The sequence below is a fragment of the Pseudomonas sp. HD57-3 genome, assembly GCF_056113135.1.
In genome coordinates this window covers 5,226,313-5,242,180 of record NZ_CM148568.1, presented here as the reverse complement: position 1 = coordinate 5,242,180, position 15,868 = coordinate 5,226,313, and the positions used below count along the sequence as shown (strand labels likewise).

The 15,868-nt window shown below is 60.7% G+C and carries 16 protein-coding genes; 12 read left to right on the top strand and 4 right to left on the bottom strand.

All coding sequences use genetic code 11. The features are described 5' to 3' along the window. Positions 1–94 precede the first annotated feature (94 nt). The 7 genes from AC0R79_RS23750 to AC0R79_RS23720 all read left to right on the top strand — a co-directional run bounded on the left by AC0R79_RS23750 (position 95) and on the right by AC0R79_RS23720 (position 8,227). Positions 95–1,354: a D-mannose isomerase gene (locus AC0R79_RS23750; protein ID WP_474731833.1), complete on the top strand. Its 1,260-nt coding sequence runs from the start codon at positions 95–97 to the stop codon at positions 1,352–1,354. Positions 1,355–1,472: 118 nt separating this feature from the next. After that, a complete protein-coding gene (locus AC0R79_RS23745) occupies positions 1,473–2,774 on the top strand; it encodes an ABC transporter substrate-binding protein (RefSeq protein ID WP_007951167.1) in 1,302 nt (433 codons plus the stop codon). Between the two features lie 93 nt (positions 2,775–2,867). After that, positions 2,868–3,776, top strand: coding sequence for a carbohydrate ABC transporter permease (locus AC0R79_RS23740; RefSeq protein ID WP_007951166.1), 909 nt, complete (start codon positions 2,868–2,870; stop codon positions 3,774–3,776). Further along, positions 3,769–4,614, top strand: coding sequence for a carbohydrate ABC transporter permease (locus AC0R79_RS23735; protein ID WP_007951164.1), 846 nt, complete (start codon positions 3,769–3,771; stop codon positions 4,612–4,614). Before AC0R79_RS23740 ends, AC0R79_RS23735 begins: the two co-directional genes overlap by 8 nt. Before the next feature lie 2 nt (positions 4,615–4,616). Next, positions 4,617–5,777: an ABC transporter ATP-binding protein gene (locus tag AC0R79_RS23730; RefSeq protein ID WP_085689333.1), complete on the top strand. Its 1,161-nt coding sequence runs from the start codon at positions 4,617–4,619 to the stop codon at positions 5,775–5,777. Between the two features lie 132 nt (positions 5,778–5,909). Further along, positions 5,910–7,256 carry a carbohydrate porin gene (locus AC0R79_RS23725; protein WP_007951162.1) on the top strand — a complete coding sequence of 449 codons (1,347 nt, stop codon included), beginning with the start codon at positions 5,910–5,912 and terminating at the stop codon, positions 7,254–7,256. 116 nt (positions 7,257–7,372) lie between these two features. Continuing rightward, entirely contained in the window at positions 7,373–8,227 is an 855-nt protein-coding gene (locus AC0R79_RS23720) for a D-hexose-6-phosphate mutarotase (protein ID WP_134022918.1), read from the top strand. Positions 8,228–8,362: 135 nt separating this feature from the next. On the opposite strand, the gene AC0R79_RS23715 is transcribed toward AC0R79_RS23720, so the two are convergent. After that, on the bottom strand, positions 8,363–9,223 hold the full coding sequence (locus AC0R79_RS23715) for a MurR/RpiR family transcriptional regulator (RefSeq protein WP_169842436.1): 861 nt from the start codon (positions 9,221–9,223) through the stop codon (positions 8,363–8,365). A gap of 226 nt (positions 9,224–9,449) precedes the next feature. Between AC0R79_RS23715 and zwf the strand changes: the two genes are divergently transcribed. From zwf to AC0R79_RS23695, 4 genes are all read left to right on the top strand, one after another. Then, the gene (gene zwf, locus AC0R79_RS23710) at positions 9,450–10,916 is read left to right on the top strand and encodes a glucose-6-phosphate dehydrogenase (RefSeq protein ID WP_011335604.1); all 1,467 of its coding nucleotides are present in this window, start codon (positions 9,450–9,452) and stop codon (positions 10,914–10,916) included. Beyond that, positions 10,903–11,616: a 6-phosphogluconolactonase gene (pgl, locus tag AC0R79_RS23705; RefSeq protein WP_085606568.1), complete on the top strand. Its 714-nt coding sequence runs from the start codon at positions 10,903–10,905 to the stop codon at positions 11,614–11,616. Before zwf ends, pgl begins: the two co-directional genes overlap by 14 nt. Positions 11,617–11,633: 17 nt before the next feature. Then, positions 11,634–12,299, top strand: a complete 666-nt coding sequence (locus AC0R79_RS23700; RefSeq protein ID WP_011335602.1) for a bifunctional 4-hydroxy-2-oxoglutarate aldolase/2-dehydro-3-deoxy-phosphogluconate aldolase — start codon at positions 11,634–11,636, stop codon at positions 12,297–12,299. A gap of 184 nt (positions 12,300–12,483) precedes the next feature. Then, complete coding sequence (locus tag AC0R79_RS23695; protein WP_085606566.1) at positions 12,484–13,200, top strand: intradiol ring-cleavage dioxygenase; 717 nt, start codon at positions 12,484–12,486, stop codon at positions 13,198–13,200. Here the strand turns inward: AC0R79_RS23695 and AC0R79_RS23690 are convergent. Both AC0R79_RS23690 and AC0R79_RS23685 read right to left on the bottom strand, forming a co-directional pair. Beyond that, positions 13,197–14,378 carry an aminotransferase class V-fold PLP-dependent enzyme gene (locus AC0R79_RS23690; RefSeq protein WP_474731832.1) on the bottom strand — a complete coding sequence of 394 codons (1,182 nt, stop codon included), beginning with the start codon at positions 14,376–14,378 and terminating at the stop codon, positions 13,197–13,199. The two genes, AC0R79_RS23695 and AC0R79_RS23690, sit on opposite strands and share 4 nt — an antisense overlap. 30 nt (positions 14,379–14,408) lie before the next feature. After that, positions 14,409–14,645 (bottom strand): DUF3820 family protein, encoded by a 237-nt coding sequence (locus AC0R79_RS23685; protein ID WP_003213031.1) that lies wholly within the window; start codon positions 14,643–14,645, stop codon positions 14,409–14,411. A 205-nt stretch (positions 14,646–14,850) separates the two neighbouring features. Between AC0R79_RS23685 and AC0R79_RS23680 the strand changes: the two genes are divergently transcribed. Next, positions 14,851–15,318: a PA2169 family four-helix-bundle protein gene (locus AC0R79_RS23680; protein WP_007951153.1), complete on the top strand. Its 468-nt coding sequence runs from the start codon at positions 14,851–14,853 to the stop codon at positions 15,316–15,318. Positions 15,319–15,387: 69 nt separating this feature from the next. Here the strand turns inward: AC0R79_RS23680 and AC0R79_RS23675 are convergent, their stop codons facing one another. Continuing rightward, positions 15,388–15,858: a MaoC family dehydratase gene (locus AC0R79_RS23675; RefSeq protein ID WP_003227420.1), complete on the bottom strand. Its 471-nt coding sequence runs from the start codon at positions 15,856–15,858 to the stop codon at positions 15,388–15,390. Positions 15,859–15,868 lie beyond the last annotated feature (10 nt).

Here is a 15,868-nt window from a genome sequence, read left to right as displayed (position 1 = left end):
ACCGGTCGGTGACAAAACCCGCCCCCTTCGTTACAAGCCCCTCCCGGCCCGTTGTTTAGACTGCCCGCAGTCATAACAACAAAAAAGGCCACCCATGGATCACTTCAATCCGGGCTTCAGCAGTTGGCTGAACGCCCCTGCCCACCAGCAATGGCTCGCCGACGAAGGCCTGCGCCTGCTGGCATTTGCCAAGGCTTCACGGTTGCCTGAAGGCTTCGGCAATCTCGATGAGCGCGGCCAGCTTCAGGCCGGCGCGCAAGCCGAAACCATGAACACCGCGCGCATGACCCACAGTTTCGCCATGGCCCACATTCAGGGCCTGCCGGGATTCGCCGAGCTGGTCGATCACGGCATTGCGGCCCTGCGCGGCCCGTTGCGTGATGCGCTGCATGGCGGCTGGTTCGCTGTCGCTGAACACCGTGACGGCAACACTGGCAAGAACGCTTATCTGCATGCTTTCGTCGCCCTGGCAGCGAGTTCTGCGGTGGTCGCGCAACGTCCCGGCGCGCAGGCGTTGCTGGATGACGCCATCGACATCATCGACACCTATTTCTGGAGCGAAGAAGAGGGCGCCATGCGCGAATTCTTCAACCGCGACTGGCGCGAAGAAGAAGCCTATCGCGGCGCCAACAGCAACATGCACGCCACCGAAGCCTTCCTTGCGCTGGCCGATGTCACCGAAGACCCGCGCTGGCTGGTGCGTGCGCAACGCATCGTCGAGCGGGTGATTCACGGTCACGCTGCCGCCAACGATTACCTGGTGATCGAGCATTTCGACCGCGACTGGCAGCCGCTGCGTGAATACAACCATGACAATCCCGCCGACGGTTTCCGTCCCTACGGCACTACGCCGGGCCACGGTTTCGAGTGGGCGCGGCTGTTGCTGCACCTCGAAGCCGCGCGGGTCCAGGCTGGCATGCTCACGCCTGGCTGGCTGGCCACCGACGCGCAAAAACTGTTCGAACAAAACTGCCGCCATGGTTGGGATGTCGACGGTGCGCCGGGCATCGTTTACACCCTCGACTGGGACAACAAAGCCGTGGTGCGCCATCGCCTGCACTGGACTCACGCCGAGGCCAGCGCTGCCGCCAGTGCCTTGCTCAAACGCACCGGCGATGCGCAGTACGAAACCTGGTATCGCCTGTTCTGGGAATTTTGCGAAACGCATTTCATCGACCGCTGCGACGGCAGCTGGCATCACGAACTCGATCCGCAGAACCTCCCAAGTGCCGATATCTGGGCGGGCAAACCGGATCTGTACCACGCCTGGCAGGCCGTTCTGATTCCGCGTCTGCCGCTGGCGCCGAGCATGGCCAGTGCTCTGGCACACCTGTCCCGAAGCGTTCCTGTGTAACCATGTGGTGACATTCGCGCGTCCCTTCGTTACCTGCGAGGGGAAACGCTCTGTTTAAACTCGTGTGCAGCGCAAGCACCAGACTTGCATGCATAACAACAAGAAAGGTACACCTCAGATGAATGCGATTTCTCGCCTCGCTACTGTCATTTCTGTCGCCTCCCTGTTCCCGCTCGCTGTGCTGCCCCTGAGTGTTTCCGCTGCCGAATCCAAAGGTTCGGTGGAAGTCGTGCATTGGTGGACGTCCGGTGGCGAAAAAGCCGCCGTCGATGTGCTCAAGGCACAAGTCGAGAAAGACGGTTTCACCTGGAAAGACGGCGCTGTCGCCGGCGGTGGCGGTGCGACTGCCATGACCGTGCTGAAAAGCCGCGCGGTAGCCGGCAACCCTCCGGGCGTTGCCCAGATCAAAGGCCCGGACATCCAGGAATGGGCGTCGACCGGTCTGCTCGACACTGACGTGCTGAAGGACGTTTCCAAGTCCGAGAAGTGGGACAGCCTGCTCGACAAGAAAGTCTCCGACACCGTGAAGTTCGAAGGTGATTACGTGGCCGTACCGGTGAACATTCACCGCGTGAACTGGCTGTGGATCAACCCGGAAGTCTTCAAGAAAGCCGGTATCGAAAAAGCCCCGACCACCCTCGAAGAATTCTACGCCGCCGGCGACAAGCTGAAAGCGGCGGGCTTCATCCCGCTGGCTCACGGCGGTCAGCCATGGCAGGACAGCACCGTGTTCGAAGCGGTCGTGCTGTCGGTGATGGGCGTTGATGGTTACAAGAAAGCCCTGGTCGACCTGGACAACGCTGCCCTGACCGGCCCGGAAATGGTCAAGGCCCTGACCGAACTGAAGAAAGTCGCGACCTACATGGACCAGGACGGCAAAGGCCAGGACTGGAACCTGGAAGCGGCCAAGGTCATCAACGGCAAGGCCGGCATGCAGATCATGGGTGACTGGGCCAAGTCCGAGTGGACCGCCGCCAAGAAAGTCGCCGGCAAGGACTACGAGTGCGTAGCCTTCCCGGGCACCGACAAGGCGTTCACCTACAACATCGACTCGCTGGCCGTGTTCAAGCAGAAGGACGCGGGTACCGCGGCCGGTCAGCAGGACATCGCCAAAGTCGTGCTGGGTGAAAACTTCCAGAAAGTCTTCAGCATCAACAAGGGCTCGATCCCGGTGCGTAACGACATGCTTGCCGACATGGGCAAGTACGGTTTCGACTCCTGCGCCCAGACTGCTGCCAAAGACTTCCTGGCAGACGCCAAGAACGGCGGCCTGCAACCGAGCATGGCGCACAACATGGCGACCACACTGGCAGTGCAGGGTGCGTTCTTTGATGTCGTGACCAACTACATCAACGACCCGAAAGCCGACCCGGCCGACGCTGCCAAGAAACTCGGCACTGCCATCAAGGCTGCCAAGTAATGTCAGCGTAGAGCAGCTGCAAGCTTCAGGTCGCGCATCGGCCTGAAGCCTGCAGCTTGCTGCGGTCCTTCATCTTCTTTACTGGATCTTCCCATGAGTTCTGTTGCTGTGTTCAGCAAGGCCTCGCCGTTCGACGCATTGCAGCGCTGGCTACCGAAACTGGTGCTGGCGCCGAGCATGTTCATCGTTCTGGTGGGCTTCTATGGCTATATCCTCTGGACGTTTGTCCTGTCGTTCACCACGTCGACCTTCCTGCCGAACTACAAGTGGGCAGGCCTGGCGCAATACGAGCGTCTGTTCGACAACGACCGCTGGTGGGTGGCGAGCAAGAACCTGGCCGTGTTCGGCGGCATGTTCATCGGCATCACCCTGGTAATCGGCGTGACACTGGCGATTTTCCTCGACCAGAAAATCCGTCGCGAAGGCTTTATCCGCACCATTTACCTGTACCCGATGGCGCTCTCGATGATCGTGACCGGTACTGCGTGGAAATGGCTGCTCAACCCGGGCATGGGCCTGGACAAATTGCTGCGGGACTGGGGCTGGGAAGGCTTCCGTCTCGACTGGCTGATCGACCCGGATCGCGTGGTGTATTGCCTGGTGATCGCGGCGGTCTGGCAAGCCTCGGGCTTCATCATGGCGATGTTCCTCGCCGGTCTGCGTGGCGTCGATCAATCGATCATCCGTGCCGCCCAGATCGACGGCGCGAGCATGCCGCGCATCTACTGGAAAGTGGTGCTGCCAAGCCTGCGTCCGGTGTTCTTCAGTGCGGTGATGATCCTGGCGCATATCGCGATCAAGAGCTTCGACCTGGTGGCGGCCATGACGGCCGGCGGCCCGGGTTATTCCTCCGATTTGCCGGCGATGTTCATGTACTCGTTCACGTTCAGCCGTGGGCAGATGGGCATGGGCTCGGCCAGTGCAATCCTGATGCTCGGTGCGATCCTCGCGATCATCGTGCCTTACCTGTACTCCGAGCTGAGGACCAAGCGTCATGACTAGTCTCGCCTCCAAACCGGCCATCAGCCTGAGTCGCATCGCGATCTACGCGGTGCTGATCCTCGCGGTCCTGCTGTATCTGGTGCCGCTGGTGGTCATGCTGTTGACCAGCTTCAAGACCCCGGAAGACATCTCCACCGGCAACCTGCTTAGCTGGCCGACCGTGGTCAGCGGCATCGGCTGGGTGAAAGCCTGGGCCACCGTTGACGGCTACTTCTGGAATTCGATCAAGATCACCGTTCCGGCCGTGATCATCTCCACCGCCATCGGTGCGTTGAACGGTTATGTGCTGTCGTTCTGGCGCTTCCGCGGTTCGCAGTTGTTCTTCGGTCTGCTGTTGTTCGGCTGCTTCCTGCCGTTCCAGACCGTGCTGCTGCCGGCGTCGTTCACCCTCGGCAAGATGGGCCTGGCCAGCACCACCACCGGCCTTGTGTTCATCCATGTGGTCTACGGTCTGGCGTTCACCACGCTGTTCTTCCGTAACTACTACGTGAGCATTCCGGATGCACTGATCAAGGCGGCACGTCTCGATGGCGCGGGGTTCTTCACGATCTTCCGTCAGATCATCCTGCCGATGTCCACCCCGATCATCATGGTCTGCCTGATCTGGCAGTTCACCCAGATCTGGAACGACTTCCTGTTCGGCGTGGTGTTCTCCAGCGGTGATTCGCAACCGATCACGGTGGCGCTGAACAACCTGGTCAACACCAGCACCGGGGCCAAGGAATACAACGTGGATATGGCGGCGGCGATGATCGCCGGGCTGCCGACCCTGCTGGTCTATGTGGTCGCAGGCAAGTATTTCGTGCGCGGGCTGACGGCCGGCGCAGTCAAGGGGTAATCATGGCTACGCTCGAACTTCGCAATGTAAACAAGACCTACGGTACCGGCCTGCCGGACACCCTGAAGAACATCGAACTGTCGATCAAGGACGGTGAGTTCCTGATCCTCGTCGGGCCTTCGGGCTGCGGCAAGTCGACCCTGATGAACTGCATCGCCGGCCTGGAAACCATCACCGGCGGCGCGATCATGATCGGTGACCAGGACGTCAGCGGCATGAGCCCGAAAGATCGCGACATCGCCATGGTGTTCCAGTCCTACGCGCTGTACCCGACCATGAGCGTGCGCGAGAACATCGAGTTCGGTCTGAAGATCCGCAAGATGAGCCAGTCGGCGATCGACGAAGAAGTCGCCCGCGTGGCCAAGCTGCTGCAGATCGAGCACCTGCTCAATCGCAAGCCGGGTCAGCTCTCCGGCGGCCAGCAACAGCGCGTGGCGATGGGCCGTGCCCTGGCGCGTCGGCCGAAGATCTATCTGTTCGACGAACCGCTGTCCAACCTCGACGCCAAGCTGCGTGTCGAGATGCGCACCGAAATGAAACTGATGCACCAGCGCCTGAAAACCACCACGGTATACGTGACCCACGACCAGATCGAAGCGATGACCCTGGGCGACAAAGTGGCGGTGATGAAGGACGGGATCATCCAGCAGTTCGGTACACCGAAAGAGATCTACAACGACCCGGCCAACCTGTTCGTCGCGAGCTTCATCGGTTCGCCGCCGATGAACTTCATCCCGCTTCGTCTGCAACGCAAGGACGGTCGTCTGGTGGCGCTGCTCGATAGCGGCCAGGCCCGTTGCGAATTGCCGATGGCGATGCAGGACGCCGGTCTTGAAGACCGCGAAGTGATCCTCGGCCTGCGCCCGGAGCAGATTGCGCTGGCGAACGGCGAGGGCAATGGCCTGCCGAGCATCAAGGCTGAAGTGCAGGTCACCGAGCCGACCGGTCCGGACACCCTGGTGTTCGTCAACCTCAACGACACCAAGGTCTGCTGCCGTCTGGCACCGGACGTGGCGCCGCAGGTGGGCGAAACCCTGACCCTGCAATTCGATCCGTCGAAAGTGCTGCTGTTCGACGCCAAGTCCGGTGAGCGCCTGGGGGTTGCAGGCCTGCCGAAAACCGAGTCGCACAGCGCCAACGTGGCCCAGTTCAAGGGTCGCTGATCAACAAAAGCGGGAGCGGGCTCGCCCGTTTTCGCAGGGAGCACGCGGTGCGTGGCCTGTCGCGCGCCGCATCAGATGTAAACCGCGTTAGATAAGAAGAACAGTTAATAACAATAAAACGAGGATGTAGGGATGAAGAAGAACAACAACGCTCAGCGTATCGGTCAGTTGTCGGCGATTGCGGCAATGATGCTGGCCGGTAGCGTCCACGCGGCTGACGCGTTCAGCTCCGATTCGGAGTGGATGACCGGGGACTGGGGTGGCGAACGTACCAAGCTGATCGAGCAGGGTATCGACATCAAGATGGACTACGTCGGTGAAGTAGGCGGCAACCTTCACGGCGGTTTCAACGACGACAAGACTGCGCGTTACGCCGACCAGTTCGGTCTGGGCGTGGCGCTGGATCTGCAAAAACTGTGGGGCTGGGACAACACCCAGGCCAAGGTCCAGTTCACCAACCGTAACGGCTACAACATTTCCAACGACCGCGTTGGCGATCCGCGTGCCGGCACCCTGAGTTCCTCGCAGGAAGTCTACGGTCGTGGGCACATGGTGCGTCTGACCCAGTTGTGGATCAAACATCAGTTCTTCGACAACAAGCTCGACATCAAGGCCGGTTACTTCGGTGAAGGCGAAGACTTCAACACCTTCCCGTGCGAGTTCCAGAACCTGGCGTTCTGCGGTTCGCAAGTGGGTAACTGGGCGACCAACATCTGGTACAACTGGCCGGTCAGCCAGGCGGCCATTCGCGTCAAGTACAACATCAACGACGAGCTGTACGCGCAGATCGGTGCGTACAACCAGAACCCGTCGCAGCTGGAACACGGCAACGGCTTCAAGCTGAGCGGCAGCGGCACCAAAGGCACCGTGTTGCCAGTGGAGCTTGTCTGGTTGCCTAACCCGAACGGCTTGCCGGGCGAATACCGTGTCGGTTACTACAAGAGCACGGCCGATGCCGACGACGTTCGCGAAGACGTCAACGGTTTCGACGCGGCAACCACCGGTGACGCCTACCGCACCCACAGCAGCAAGCACGGTTACTGGTTCGTTGCACAGCAACAACTCACCAGCCACAACGGTGACAAGAGCCGTGGTCTGAACATTGCCGCCAACGCCACGTTCCACGACAAGGACACCAACTTCATCGACAACTACCAGTCCGTGATGTTTGTGTACAAAGGCCCGTTCGACGCACGTCCGAAAGATGACGTCGGTATCGGTGCGGCACGTATTCACGTCAACAATGACGTGAAGAAAAACGCCGAGCTGCTCAACGTCGCCAACGGTGTTTCGGACTACGACAATCCGGTGTTCTCGCCGATTCGTGAAACCGAATACAACTACGAGATCAACTACGGCTTCCACGTGACCAACTGGCTGACCGTACGCCCGAACCTGCAATACATCACTCATCCGGGCGGTGTGGATGAAGTGGATAACGCTTTGGTCGCTGGCCTGAAAATTCAGTCTACGTTCTAACGCGTCTGCGATAAGCTCCTCTCTATGTGCGCATATTTGCGGACAGCCCAGGCTGTCCGCTTTTTTTTGGAAAGGGGTGTCGCAGCCCATGAAAGTTGAATCTGGAACCGTGGCCCATGCATGAGCATCCGCTGCAACGCTTCTTCAAATCCCTGCGCGAACGACCGGTGTTCGCCTGGGAGCGCTATCAGATGCGCGATGTGCTGGTGATCGATCATCCGCTGTGTCAGGCGGTGTTCAGTCGTCAGGGTGCGCAGTTGCTGCACTTTCAGCCGCGCGGGCAGAAACCGTGGTTGTGGTGCGCGGCGAAGTGGCCGCATGTCGGCGCGATTCGTGGCGGCGTGCCGGTGTGCTGGCCGTGGTATGGCCGCCACCCGAGCGAAAACGCGTGGCCGTCTCACGGCTGGGCGCGACTGCTGGACTGGAAACTGCTCGACAGCAGCACCGGCGATGACGGCGTGCGCCTGCATTGGCAATTGCAGTTGTGCGACTGGCAGGTGGACCTGCATGCGCACCTGGGCGAACGCATGGAACTGCGCCTGAGCACTGAGCATCAGGACGACATGCCGTGCCAGTTGAGCCAGGCTTTGCATGCTTACTGGCGTATTGGTGACGTGAGTGAGATAGCGCTGTCTGGGCTCGAAGGGGCGCAGGGTTACGACCAGTTGAACCGTGAGATTTGCCAGCAGGAAGGCGAGTTGCGGGTTGATGGCGGCTGTCAGCGGGTGTTTCAGCACGACGGCGAATTACAGCTCAAGGATCACGCCTGGCAGCGCGAGTTGTGCATCGATACCGGTGACAGCGCGGACACCGTGGTGTGGCATCCGGGTGCGCGGCCGTTACTGGGCGTGAGCTGGGATGAAATTTCGGAATTTGTCTGTGTTGAAGCGGCGGCGGGCGGGACTGACAGCTTGCATCTGGCGCCAGGGGAGAAGGCGCATCTGAGTTTGCAGGCGTGGGCTGGGGCCTAGCGATGATCGTTCCCATGCTCTGCGTGGGAATGCTTCTAGGGACGCTCCGCGTCCAGTGACGCGGAGCGTCACGGGCTGCATTCCCACGCGGAGCGTGGGAACGATCAACGGGCTAGGGTGAGGGGCTTCGGATCTTCAGTTGAACTCGTCACCCACCGGATACCGGCTAGCATTCAAGCTCTCTTTGATCTTGCGCAGATGCGGCTGGAAATCCACCCCGCGACGCAGCGTCATCCCCGTCGCCAGCACATCCAGCACCGTCAACTGAATGATCCGCGAAGTCATCGGCATATAGATGTCGGTGTCTTCCGGCAACGGAATGTTCAGGCTCAGCGTACTGGCCTTGGCCAGTGGCGAATTCTCGGCGGTCAGGCCCAGTACCGAAGCGCCGTTCTCCCGGGCGATGCGCGCCACTTCCACCAGTTCGCGGGTGCGCCCGGTGTAGGAAATGATCACGAACAGCTCGCCGGTGTGCGCCACCGAGGCAATCATCCGTTGCATCAGCACATCGGCGTGGGCGGTGACCGCGAGGTTGAAACGGAAGAACTTGTGCTGCGCATCCAAAGCCACCGGAGCCGAAGCACCCAGGCCGAAGAAGTGGATCTGCCGGGCCTGGATCAACAGGTCGACGGCGCGGCTGATCAGGTTCGGGTCCAGTGCCTGGCACGCGCTGTCCAAAGAAGCGATCGCACTGCCGAAAATCTTCTGCGTGTAGGCCTCGGGATTGTCGTCGGCTTCTACCGCACGGCTGACATACGCCGCGCCGCTGGCCAGGCTCTGGGCCAGTTGCAGCTTGAGTTCGGGGTAGCCGCTGACGCCGAACGAACGGCAGAAACGGTTGACCGTCGGTTCACTGACCGACGCCGCCTGGGCGAGGGCGGCGATGCTGAAGCGGGTGGCCTGCTGTGGGTTGAGCAGGATCACTTCGGCGACTTTGCGTTCGGCCTTGTTCAGCTCTTCAAGGCGACTCTGGATCTGTTCCAGTAAATTTCGCACGCGGTCCATAAGAATTCCTAGATTCACCGGCGCCGATAAGCGCGCGGCTATGCAAATTGGGCCTTTGATGTGGCCCGTGACGGTGGCCTATCCTACTGATGGCTCCGACCGACCACCACTCGGAATCTGTATTTTGCGAAAATGTTGTGGTTATTACTACATTTTCCCTTGAGTGATGCCTTGAAAAAAGGTATTTGTAGCTTAACTTGATAAAAGAACAAACATCATGCCTTCGATTACGGTTGAACCGTGCACCTTCGCCTTGTTCGGCGCCTTGGGCGATCTGGCCCTGCGCAAGCTGTTTCCTGCCCTTTATCACCTTGATGGCGCCGGCCTGCTGCACGAGGACACGCGCATTATCGCACTGGCCCGTGAGGCGGGCACCGAGCAGCAGCACCTGGCGTTCATCGCCGCCGAGCTGCGCCGTTACGTGGGCAAGGAACTGGACGAGGCCGTGGCCGAGCGCTTTCTGGCGCGTCTGACCTACCTGCACGTCGACTTCCTCAAGGCTGAAGATTACGTGGCGCTGGCCGAACTGGCCGGCAGCACGCAACGCATGATTGCCTACTTTGCCACTCCGGCGGCGGTGTACGGCGCGATCTGCGAGAACCTGGCGAACGTCGGTCTGGCGGAAAACACCCGCGTGGTGCTGGAAAAACCGATCGGCTCGGATCTCGAATCCTCGCGCAAGGTCAACGACGCCGTGGCGCAGTTCTTCCCGGAGAACCGCACCTACCGCATCGACCACTACCTGGGCAAAGAAACCGTTCAGAACCTGATCGCCCTGCGTTTCGCCAACAGCCTGTTCGAAACCCAGTGGAACCAGAACTACATCTCCCACGTGGAAATCACCGTGGCCGAGAAGGTCGGTATCGAAGGCCGCTGGGGTTACTTCGACAAGGCCGGTCAACTGCGGGACATGATCCAGAACCACCTGCTGCAACTGCTCTGCCTGATCGCGATGGACCCGCCGGCCGACCTGTCCGCCGACAGCATCCGCGACGAGAAGGTCAAGGTACTCAAGGCCCTGGCGCCGATCAGTCCGGAAGGCCTGACCACGCAAGTGGTGCGGGGCCAGTACATCGCCGGGCACAGCGAAGGCAAGTCCGTGCCGGGCTACCTCGAAGAGCCGAATTCCAACGCCCAGAGCGACACCGAAACCTTCGTTGCCCTGCGTGCCGACATCCGCAACTGGCGCTGGGCCGGCGTGCCGTTCTACCTGCGTACCGGCAAGCGCATGCCGCAGAAACTGTCGCAGATCGTCATCCACTTCAAGGAACCGTCGCACTACATCTTCGCCCCCGAGCAGCGCCTGCAGATCAGCAACAAACTGATCATCCGCCTGCAACCGGACGAAGGCATTTCCTTGCGCGTGATGACCAAGGAGCAAGGCCTGGACAAGGGCATGCAACTGCGCAGCGGCCCGCTGCAACTGAATTTTTCCGACACCTGGCGCAGCGCTCGGATCCCCGATGCCTACGAGCGGTTGTTGCTGGAAGTGATGAACGGCAATCAGAACCTGTTTGTCCGTAAAGATGAAATCGAAGCCGCGTGGAAATGGTGTGACCAACTGATCGCCGGGTGGAAAAAATCCGGTGACGCGCCCAAGCCGTATGCGGCCGGGTCGTGGGGGCCGATGAGCTCCATTGCATTGATCACGCGGGACGGGAGGTCGTGGTATGGCGATATCTGATGTGAAACTGCCCGAGGGCGTGAATGCCCGCGAATTCAAGAGCCCGGTGCTGCTCGCCGAAGGCCTGGCGCTGAATGTCGCCAAGCAATTGAGCGAAGCGCTGGCGGCACGTGGCAATGCGGTGCTGGTGGTGTCCGGCGGTCGTAGCCCGGTGGCGTTTTTCCAGCACCTGGCCAAGCAGGAACTGGACTGGTCGAAGGTCGTCGTGACCCTGGCCGACGAGCGCTGGGTACCGGTCGAACACGCCGACAGCAACGCCGGTCTGCTCAAGCAATATCTGCTCAAGGGCCCGGCGGCCAAGGCGCAGTTCCTCAGCCTTTACAGCGCGGCGGCCAACGTCGAGCAGGCTGCGGAGCAGGCCGATCGTTTGCTCGCCGAGTTGCCGCCCATCGACGTGCTGGTGCTGGGCATGGGCGATGACGGTCACACCGCGTCGCTGTTCCCGGACAGCCCGAACCTGGCCGAAGCCCTGCAAGCCGACGGCACCCGTCGCTGCTGGCCGATGCTGGCGCCCAGCGTGCCGCGTCAGCGCCTGACCATGAGCCGCGCACTGCTGGCCTCGGCCCGGCACAAGATTCTGTCGATTTCCGGTCAGTCGAAACTGACCACCCTGAATGCCGCACTGGCATCCAACGACGTCGCCGCCATGCCGGTTCGCGCGTTTCTGCAACCTACGTTAGAGATTTACTGGTGCCCATGAGCCAAGGAACAGCCGCTATGACAACCCCATCCCCGACCGTTTCCATGGCGGACAAAGTTGCCCTGATCGACAGCCTCTGCGCCAAGGCGCGGATCCTGCCGGTGATCACCATCGCCCGCGAACAGGACGTGCTGCCGCTGGCCGACGCCCTGGCCGCCGGTGGTCTGACCGCGCTGGAAGTGACCCTGCGTTCGCAGTTCGGCCTCAAGGCGATCCAGATCCTGCGCGAACAGCGTCCGGAACTGGTGACCGGTGCCGGCACCGTACTCGACCGCAACATGCTGGCCGCGGCCGAAGCCGCCGGTTCGCAATTCATCGTCACTCCGGGTATCACCCGTGACCTGCTGGAAGCCAGCGTCGAAAGCCCGATCCCGCTGCTGCCGGGCATCAGCAATGCCTCCGGCATCATGGAAGGCTATGGCCTGGGTTATCGCCGCTTCAAGCTGTTCCCGGCTGAAGTCAGCGGTGGCGTGGCGGCAATCAAGGCCCTCGGCGGCCCGTTCGGCGAAGTGAAATTCTGCCCGACTGGCGGCGTCGGCCCTGCCAACATCAAGAGCTACATGGCGCTGAAAAACGTCATGTGCGTGGGCGGTAGCTGGATGCTCGATCCTGAGTGGATCAAGAACGGCGACTGGGCCCGCATTCAGGAATGCACCGCCGAGGCGTTGGCGCTGCTGGACTGATCTTCAACTGACACTTCGTTGTGTGTTCTACGGCTTTACGGTGCGCTTGGTCGGTGCACCGTTTTTTTTTGCCCGCAAAAAACTTCGTTATCTGGAGATACGTTATTTGGAGATACATAGTTACCGCACCTGGCTTTGCGTGTGGCGTTAACCTGCGTTCATCTTAAGGAAGAGAGAACGCGTCATGGATAACCAGCCTTCAGCTCCATCGGTTTATCAACTGGCCCCCGAGCAAGTCGCCGGGCCTTATTTTCGCAATCCCAAACTGCTGCGCCGCAACATCAGCGAAGGCGCCGAGGGTCTGCCGCTGCTGCTGCGCCTGACCATCGTCGATGCCATGACCGCCGAACCGGTCAGCGGTGCGCTGGTGGATATCTGGCACTGCAACGCACGTGGCGCCTATTCCGGCTGGAGCCGGATCAATCCGGACGTGGAAGTCGACGTCGAGGACATCGGCTCGATCCCGCGAACCGACGACGATACCTACCTGCGCGGCGGCCAGTTCAGCGACCACAAGGGCAGGGTGCGCTTCACCACGATCTACCCGGGTTTCTATGCCGGGCGTGCCCTGCATGTTCACGTGGCGGTGCGCATCGTCGCCGGCAACGAATACCTGGAGGAGCGCAATGTGGCCTGGGTCGGGCAGCTGTATTTTCCGGAGGTTGTTTCTCGCGGCGTGCTCAATGCCAAGGCCTATCGCGGGCGCAGTTCGCTGCCGGTGTGCAACGCCGACGATGCCTACTACGCCAACATGGGCGGCGAAGAGTCGACCCTGACGGTGTGGCCGATCGGCCGCGATTCACACGAGGACGGTTACTTCGGCCACCTCACGATCGGCATCGACACCTTTGCGGTGTCGTCGCAGATCAAGCCCGAGGACTTCGACAAGTACACGGTTTAGCGCAGCTCGTTCAGCGCCAGAATCAGCGACTGAATCTCCGCCGCCGTCGTGGTCAGCGACGGCGTGACACGGATGCACGGCCCGCAGGCTGCGCCGTTGCGCACGACAGTGAACAGGTTGTAGTCGTTGAGCAGGCGTTCGACCATCGCCTGCTGGTCAGCATGCCGGGTAAAGCGCATCGAGGTGATGCCGCAATACAGACGCGGATCGTCCGGGGTCATGACTTCGATGCCCGGCAGGTTACGCACGGCGCTGACCCACAGGTTGCGCAGGTAATTGACCCGCGCGCCTTTGGCTGCCGCGCCACCCAGTGAGCGGTGTTCCTCGAACACCAAAGGCAGGGTCATCAGTGCCGGAATGTTCGGCGTGCTGTAGGGCGTGCGTGAGCGGATATCGCCAGCCGAAAAATGCATCTCGCCCATGTCCGGGTCGATGTCGGCGAGGCGCTGCGGAGCAATGTAGAGAAAACCGAGCGTCAACGGCGAGCCGATCCACTTGTGCAGGTTGTACCCGGCGAAGGCGATGCCCAGTGCTTCCAGGTCGAACTCGATCTGACCAAGGGCATGGGCGCCATCAAGGATGATGTCGACGCCGTGCTCCTTGGCCAGCGCGGCAATGGCCTGCACCGGCATCACCAGCCCGGTGCGGTGGGTGACGTGAGTCAGCGCCATCAGCTTGAGCTTCGGATAGCGGATGAAGGCTTCGCGATAAGTCGCCAGCAGGCTGTCGAAGGTGGCGGGGTGGGCGTGCTCGATCTCGATCACCTCGACCCCGCGATGCTTTGCCAGCCAGCGCATGGCGCCCTTGACCGTGTCGTACTCCAGATCGCAGATCAGCACCTGATCGCCAGGCTGCAGGCGGTTGTAGTTTCGGATCAGCGATTGCAGGCCGGCAGTGGCGTTGTGAGTGAAGGCCACGCTTTGCGCACGTACGCCGATCAGCTCGGCCAGTTGCGCGCGGATGTCGAGGCTGTCGTGCTGTTCGAAACGCTGGCGCACGTAGATCGAGTTGCTGTTGTTGATCAGCTCGATATTGCGCTGGTACTCCTCGACCACGGTGCGCGACATGCGCCCGAAGTAACCGTTCTCCAGATTCACGGGGCCGGGGTGGCGGTCGTAACGGTCGGCGAAGGTTTGCCAGAAGGCTTCATCTCGGGCGCGGCGGGTGTTATCGGGCATGGTCGACTCGACTCGGATCAGGGTGACGCCTCAGTGGCGCGGGGCAGGTTTGCCGTGTTTGGCGCGCAGCGGTTCGAGCAGTTCCGACAGGCCGTTGTGATCGATTTCCTGCATCAGGGCCAACAGTCCGCCCAGTTCGCCATGGGGAAATCCTTCCCGGGCAAACCAGTTCAGGTAGGGGCCCGGCAGGTCGGCAATGATCCGGCCCTTGTACTTGCCGAAGGGCATTTCGCGGGTGATCAGCAGTTCGAGCTTTTCAGGGTTCATCGTTGGAATCGTCTGGCTTTGAAAACACTTCGGAAAATACAGGCATTCTGCATGCAGGCCAAATGACAGATCATGCAAATAACAGGCATACAGATTCTCGTTGTATTTGTAACTTGTTGAAAATCAAAGATTAAATTCTTTTCTGGAAGCTGGCACGACCACTGCAACACTCCTTGCATCTTTCACCCACGCAAGGAATTGAAAAATGACTGACATGAATAAAGAAGCCATCTCCGTCCTCAACGACCTGATCGAAACCAGCAAGGACGGTCAGGAAGGCTTCAAGACCTGCGCTGAAGACATCAAGCACCCAGAGCTGAAAACCCTGTTCGTGAAACGCTCCGCCGATTGCGCAACCGCTGCGGCCGAGCTGCAAGCTGCCGTGCGTTCGATGGGTGGCGATCCGGAAACTTCGACCAGTGTCAGCGGTGATCTGCACCGTCGCTGGGTCGACGTCAAAGCGATGTTCACCGGCAAGGACGAAGAAGCGGTGCTCAACGAAGCCGAGCGCGGTGAAGACCACGCCCTGAAGGCTTATCGTGAGGCGATCGAGAAGATCAACAAACACAACCTGGTCGGCATCCGTGATCTGGTCGAACGCCAGTACCACGGCGTGCAACGCAATCACGATCAGGTGAAGGCGCTGCGTAACCAGGCTCGCGCACGCTCGTAAGCGTTCGAAGCCCACAAAAAACGCCAGCTGGTCTGGCGTTTTTTTGTGTCCGGATTTAACCGAAGACGATCAGCCGATGCTGATGGCCGGCAAGGTCGGCAGGGTAACGGTCTGCTGTTTACGTGGCGCCAGAATCTCGGCCTCGCCGTCCACCACCAGCTCATCGCGCTGGTTGAACACGCGAGTGGCGATGCGCACACGGAATTTCGGCAGCTTCTCGAGGATTTCCAGGCGCACGGTCAGGGTGTCGCCGATCTTCACCGGCTTCTGGAAACTCATCTGCTGGCCGATATAAATAGTGCCCGGCCCAGGCAGCTCGCAGGCTACTGCGGCACTGATCAGCGCGCCGCTGAACATGCCGTGGGCGATGCGTTCCTTGAACATGCTGGCGGCGGCGAACTCGGCGTCCAGGTGCACCGGGTTGTGGTCGCCGGACATCGCGGCGAACAGCTGAATGTCGCGTTCCTCGACAGTCTTGCTGTAGCTCGCGGTCTGGCCCACTTCGAGGGCTTCGTAAGGGATGTTGGTAACCTGGGTCATGGGTCTGAAT

What these genes read in the sequence shown, in the direction of transcription:
- AC0R79_RS23685 (WP_003213031.1), bottom strand. Translation starts at nt 14,645, where the DNA reads ATGAACCCTGAAAAGCTCGAACTGCTGATCACCCGCGAAATGCCCTTC.
- AC0R79_RS23720 (WP_134022918.1), top strand. Translation starts at nt 7,373, where the DNA reads ATGCATGAGCATCCGCTGCAACGCTTCTTCAAATCCCTGCGCGAACGA.
- AC0R79_RS23735 (WP_007951164.1), top strand. Translation starts at nt 3,769, where the DNA reads ATGACTAGTCTCGCCTCCAAACCGGCCATCAGCCTGAGTCGCATCGCG.
- AC0R79_RS23680 (WP_007951153.1), top strand. Translation starts at nt 14,851, where the DNA reads ATGACTGACATGAATAAAGAAGCCATCTCCGTCCTCAACGACCTGATC.
- AC0R79_RS23675 (WP_003227420.1), bottom strand. Translation starts at nt 15,858, where the DNA reads ATGACCCAGGTTACCAACATCCCTTACGAAGCCCTCGAAGTGGGCCAG.
- AC0R79_RS23740 (WP_007951166.1), top strand. Translation starts at nt 2,868, where the DNA reads ATGAGTTCTGTTGCTGTGTTCAGCAAGGCCTCGCCGTTCGACGCATTG.
- zwf (WP_011335604.1), top strand. Translation starts at nt 9,450, where the DNA reads ATGCCTTCGATTACGGTTGAACCGTGCACCTTCGCCTTGTTCGGCGCC.
- AC0R79_RS23745 (WP_007951167.1), top strand. Translation starts at nt 1,473, where the DNA reads ATGAATGCGATTTCTCGCCTCGCTACTGTCATTTCTGTCGCCTCCCTG.
- AC0R79_RS23730 (WP_085689333.1), top strand. Translation starts at nt 4,617, where the DNA reads ATGGCTACGCTCGAACTTCGCAATGTAAACAAGACCTACGGTACCGGC.
- pgl (WP_085606568.1), top strand. Translation starts at nt 10,903, where the DNA reads ATGGCGATATCTGATGTGAAACTGCCCGAGGGCGTGAATGCCCGCGAA.
- AC0R79_RS23725 (WP_007951162.1), top strand. Translation starts at nt 5,910, where the DNA reads ATGAAGAAGAACAACAACGCTCAGCGTATCGGTCAGTTGTCGGCGATT.
- AC0R79_RS23695 (WP_085606566.1), top strand. Translation starts at nt 12,484, where the DNA reads ATGGATAACCAGCCTTCAGCTCCATCGGTTTATCAACTGGCCCCCGAG.
- AC0R79_RS23690 (WP_474731832.1), bottom strand. Translation starts at nt 14,378, where the DNA reads ATGCCCGATAACACCCGCCGCGCCCGAGATGAAGCCTTCTGGCAAACC.
- AC0R79_RS23750 (WP_474731833.1), top strand. Translation starts at nt 95, where the DNA reads ATGGATCACTTCAATCCGGGCTTCAGCAGTTGGCTGAACGCCCCTGCC.
- AC0R79_RS23700 (WP_011335602.1), top strand. Translation starts at nt 11,634, where the DNA reads ATGACAACCCCATCCCCGACCGTTTCCATGGCGGACAAAGTTGCCCTG.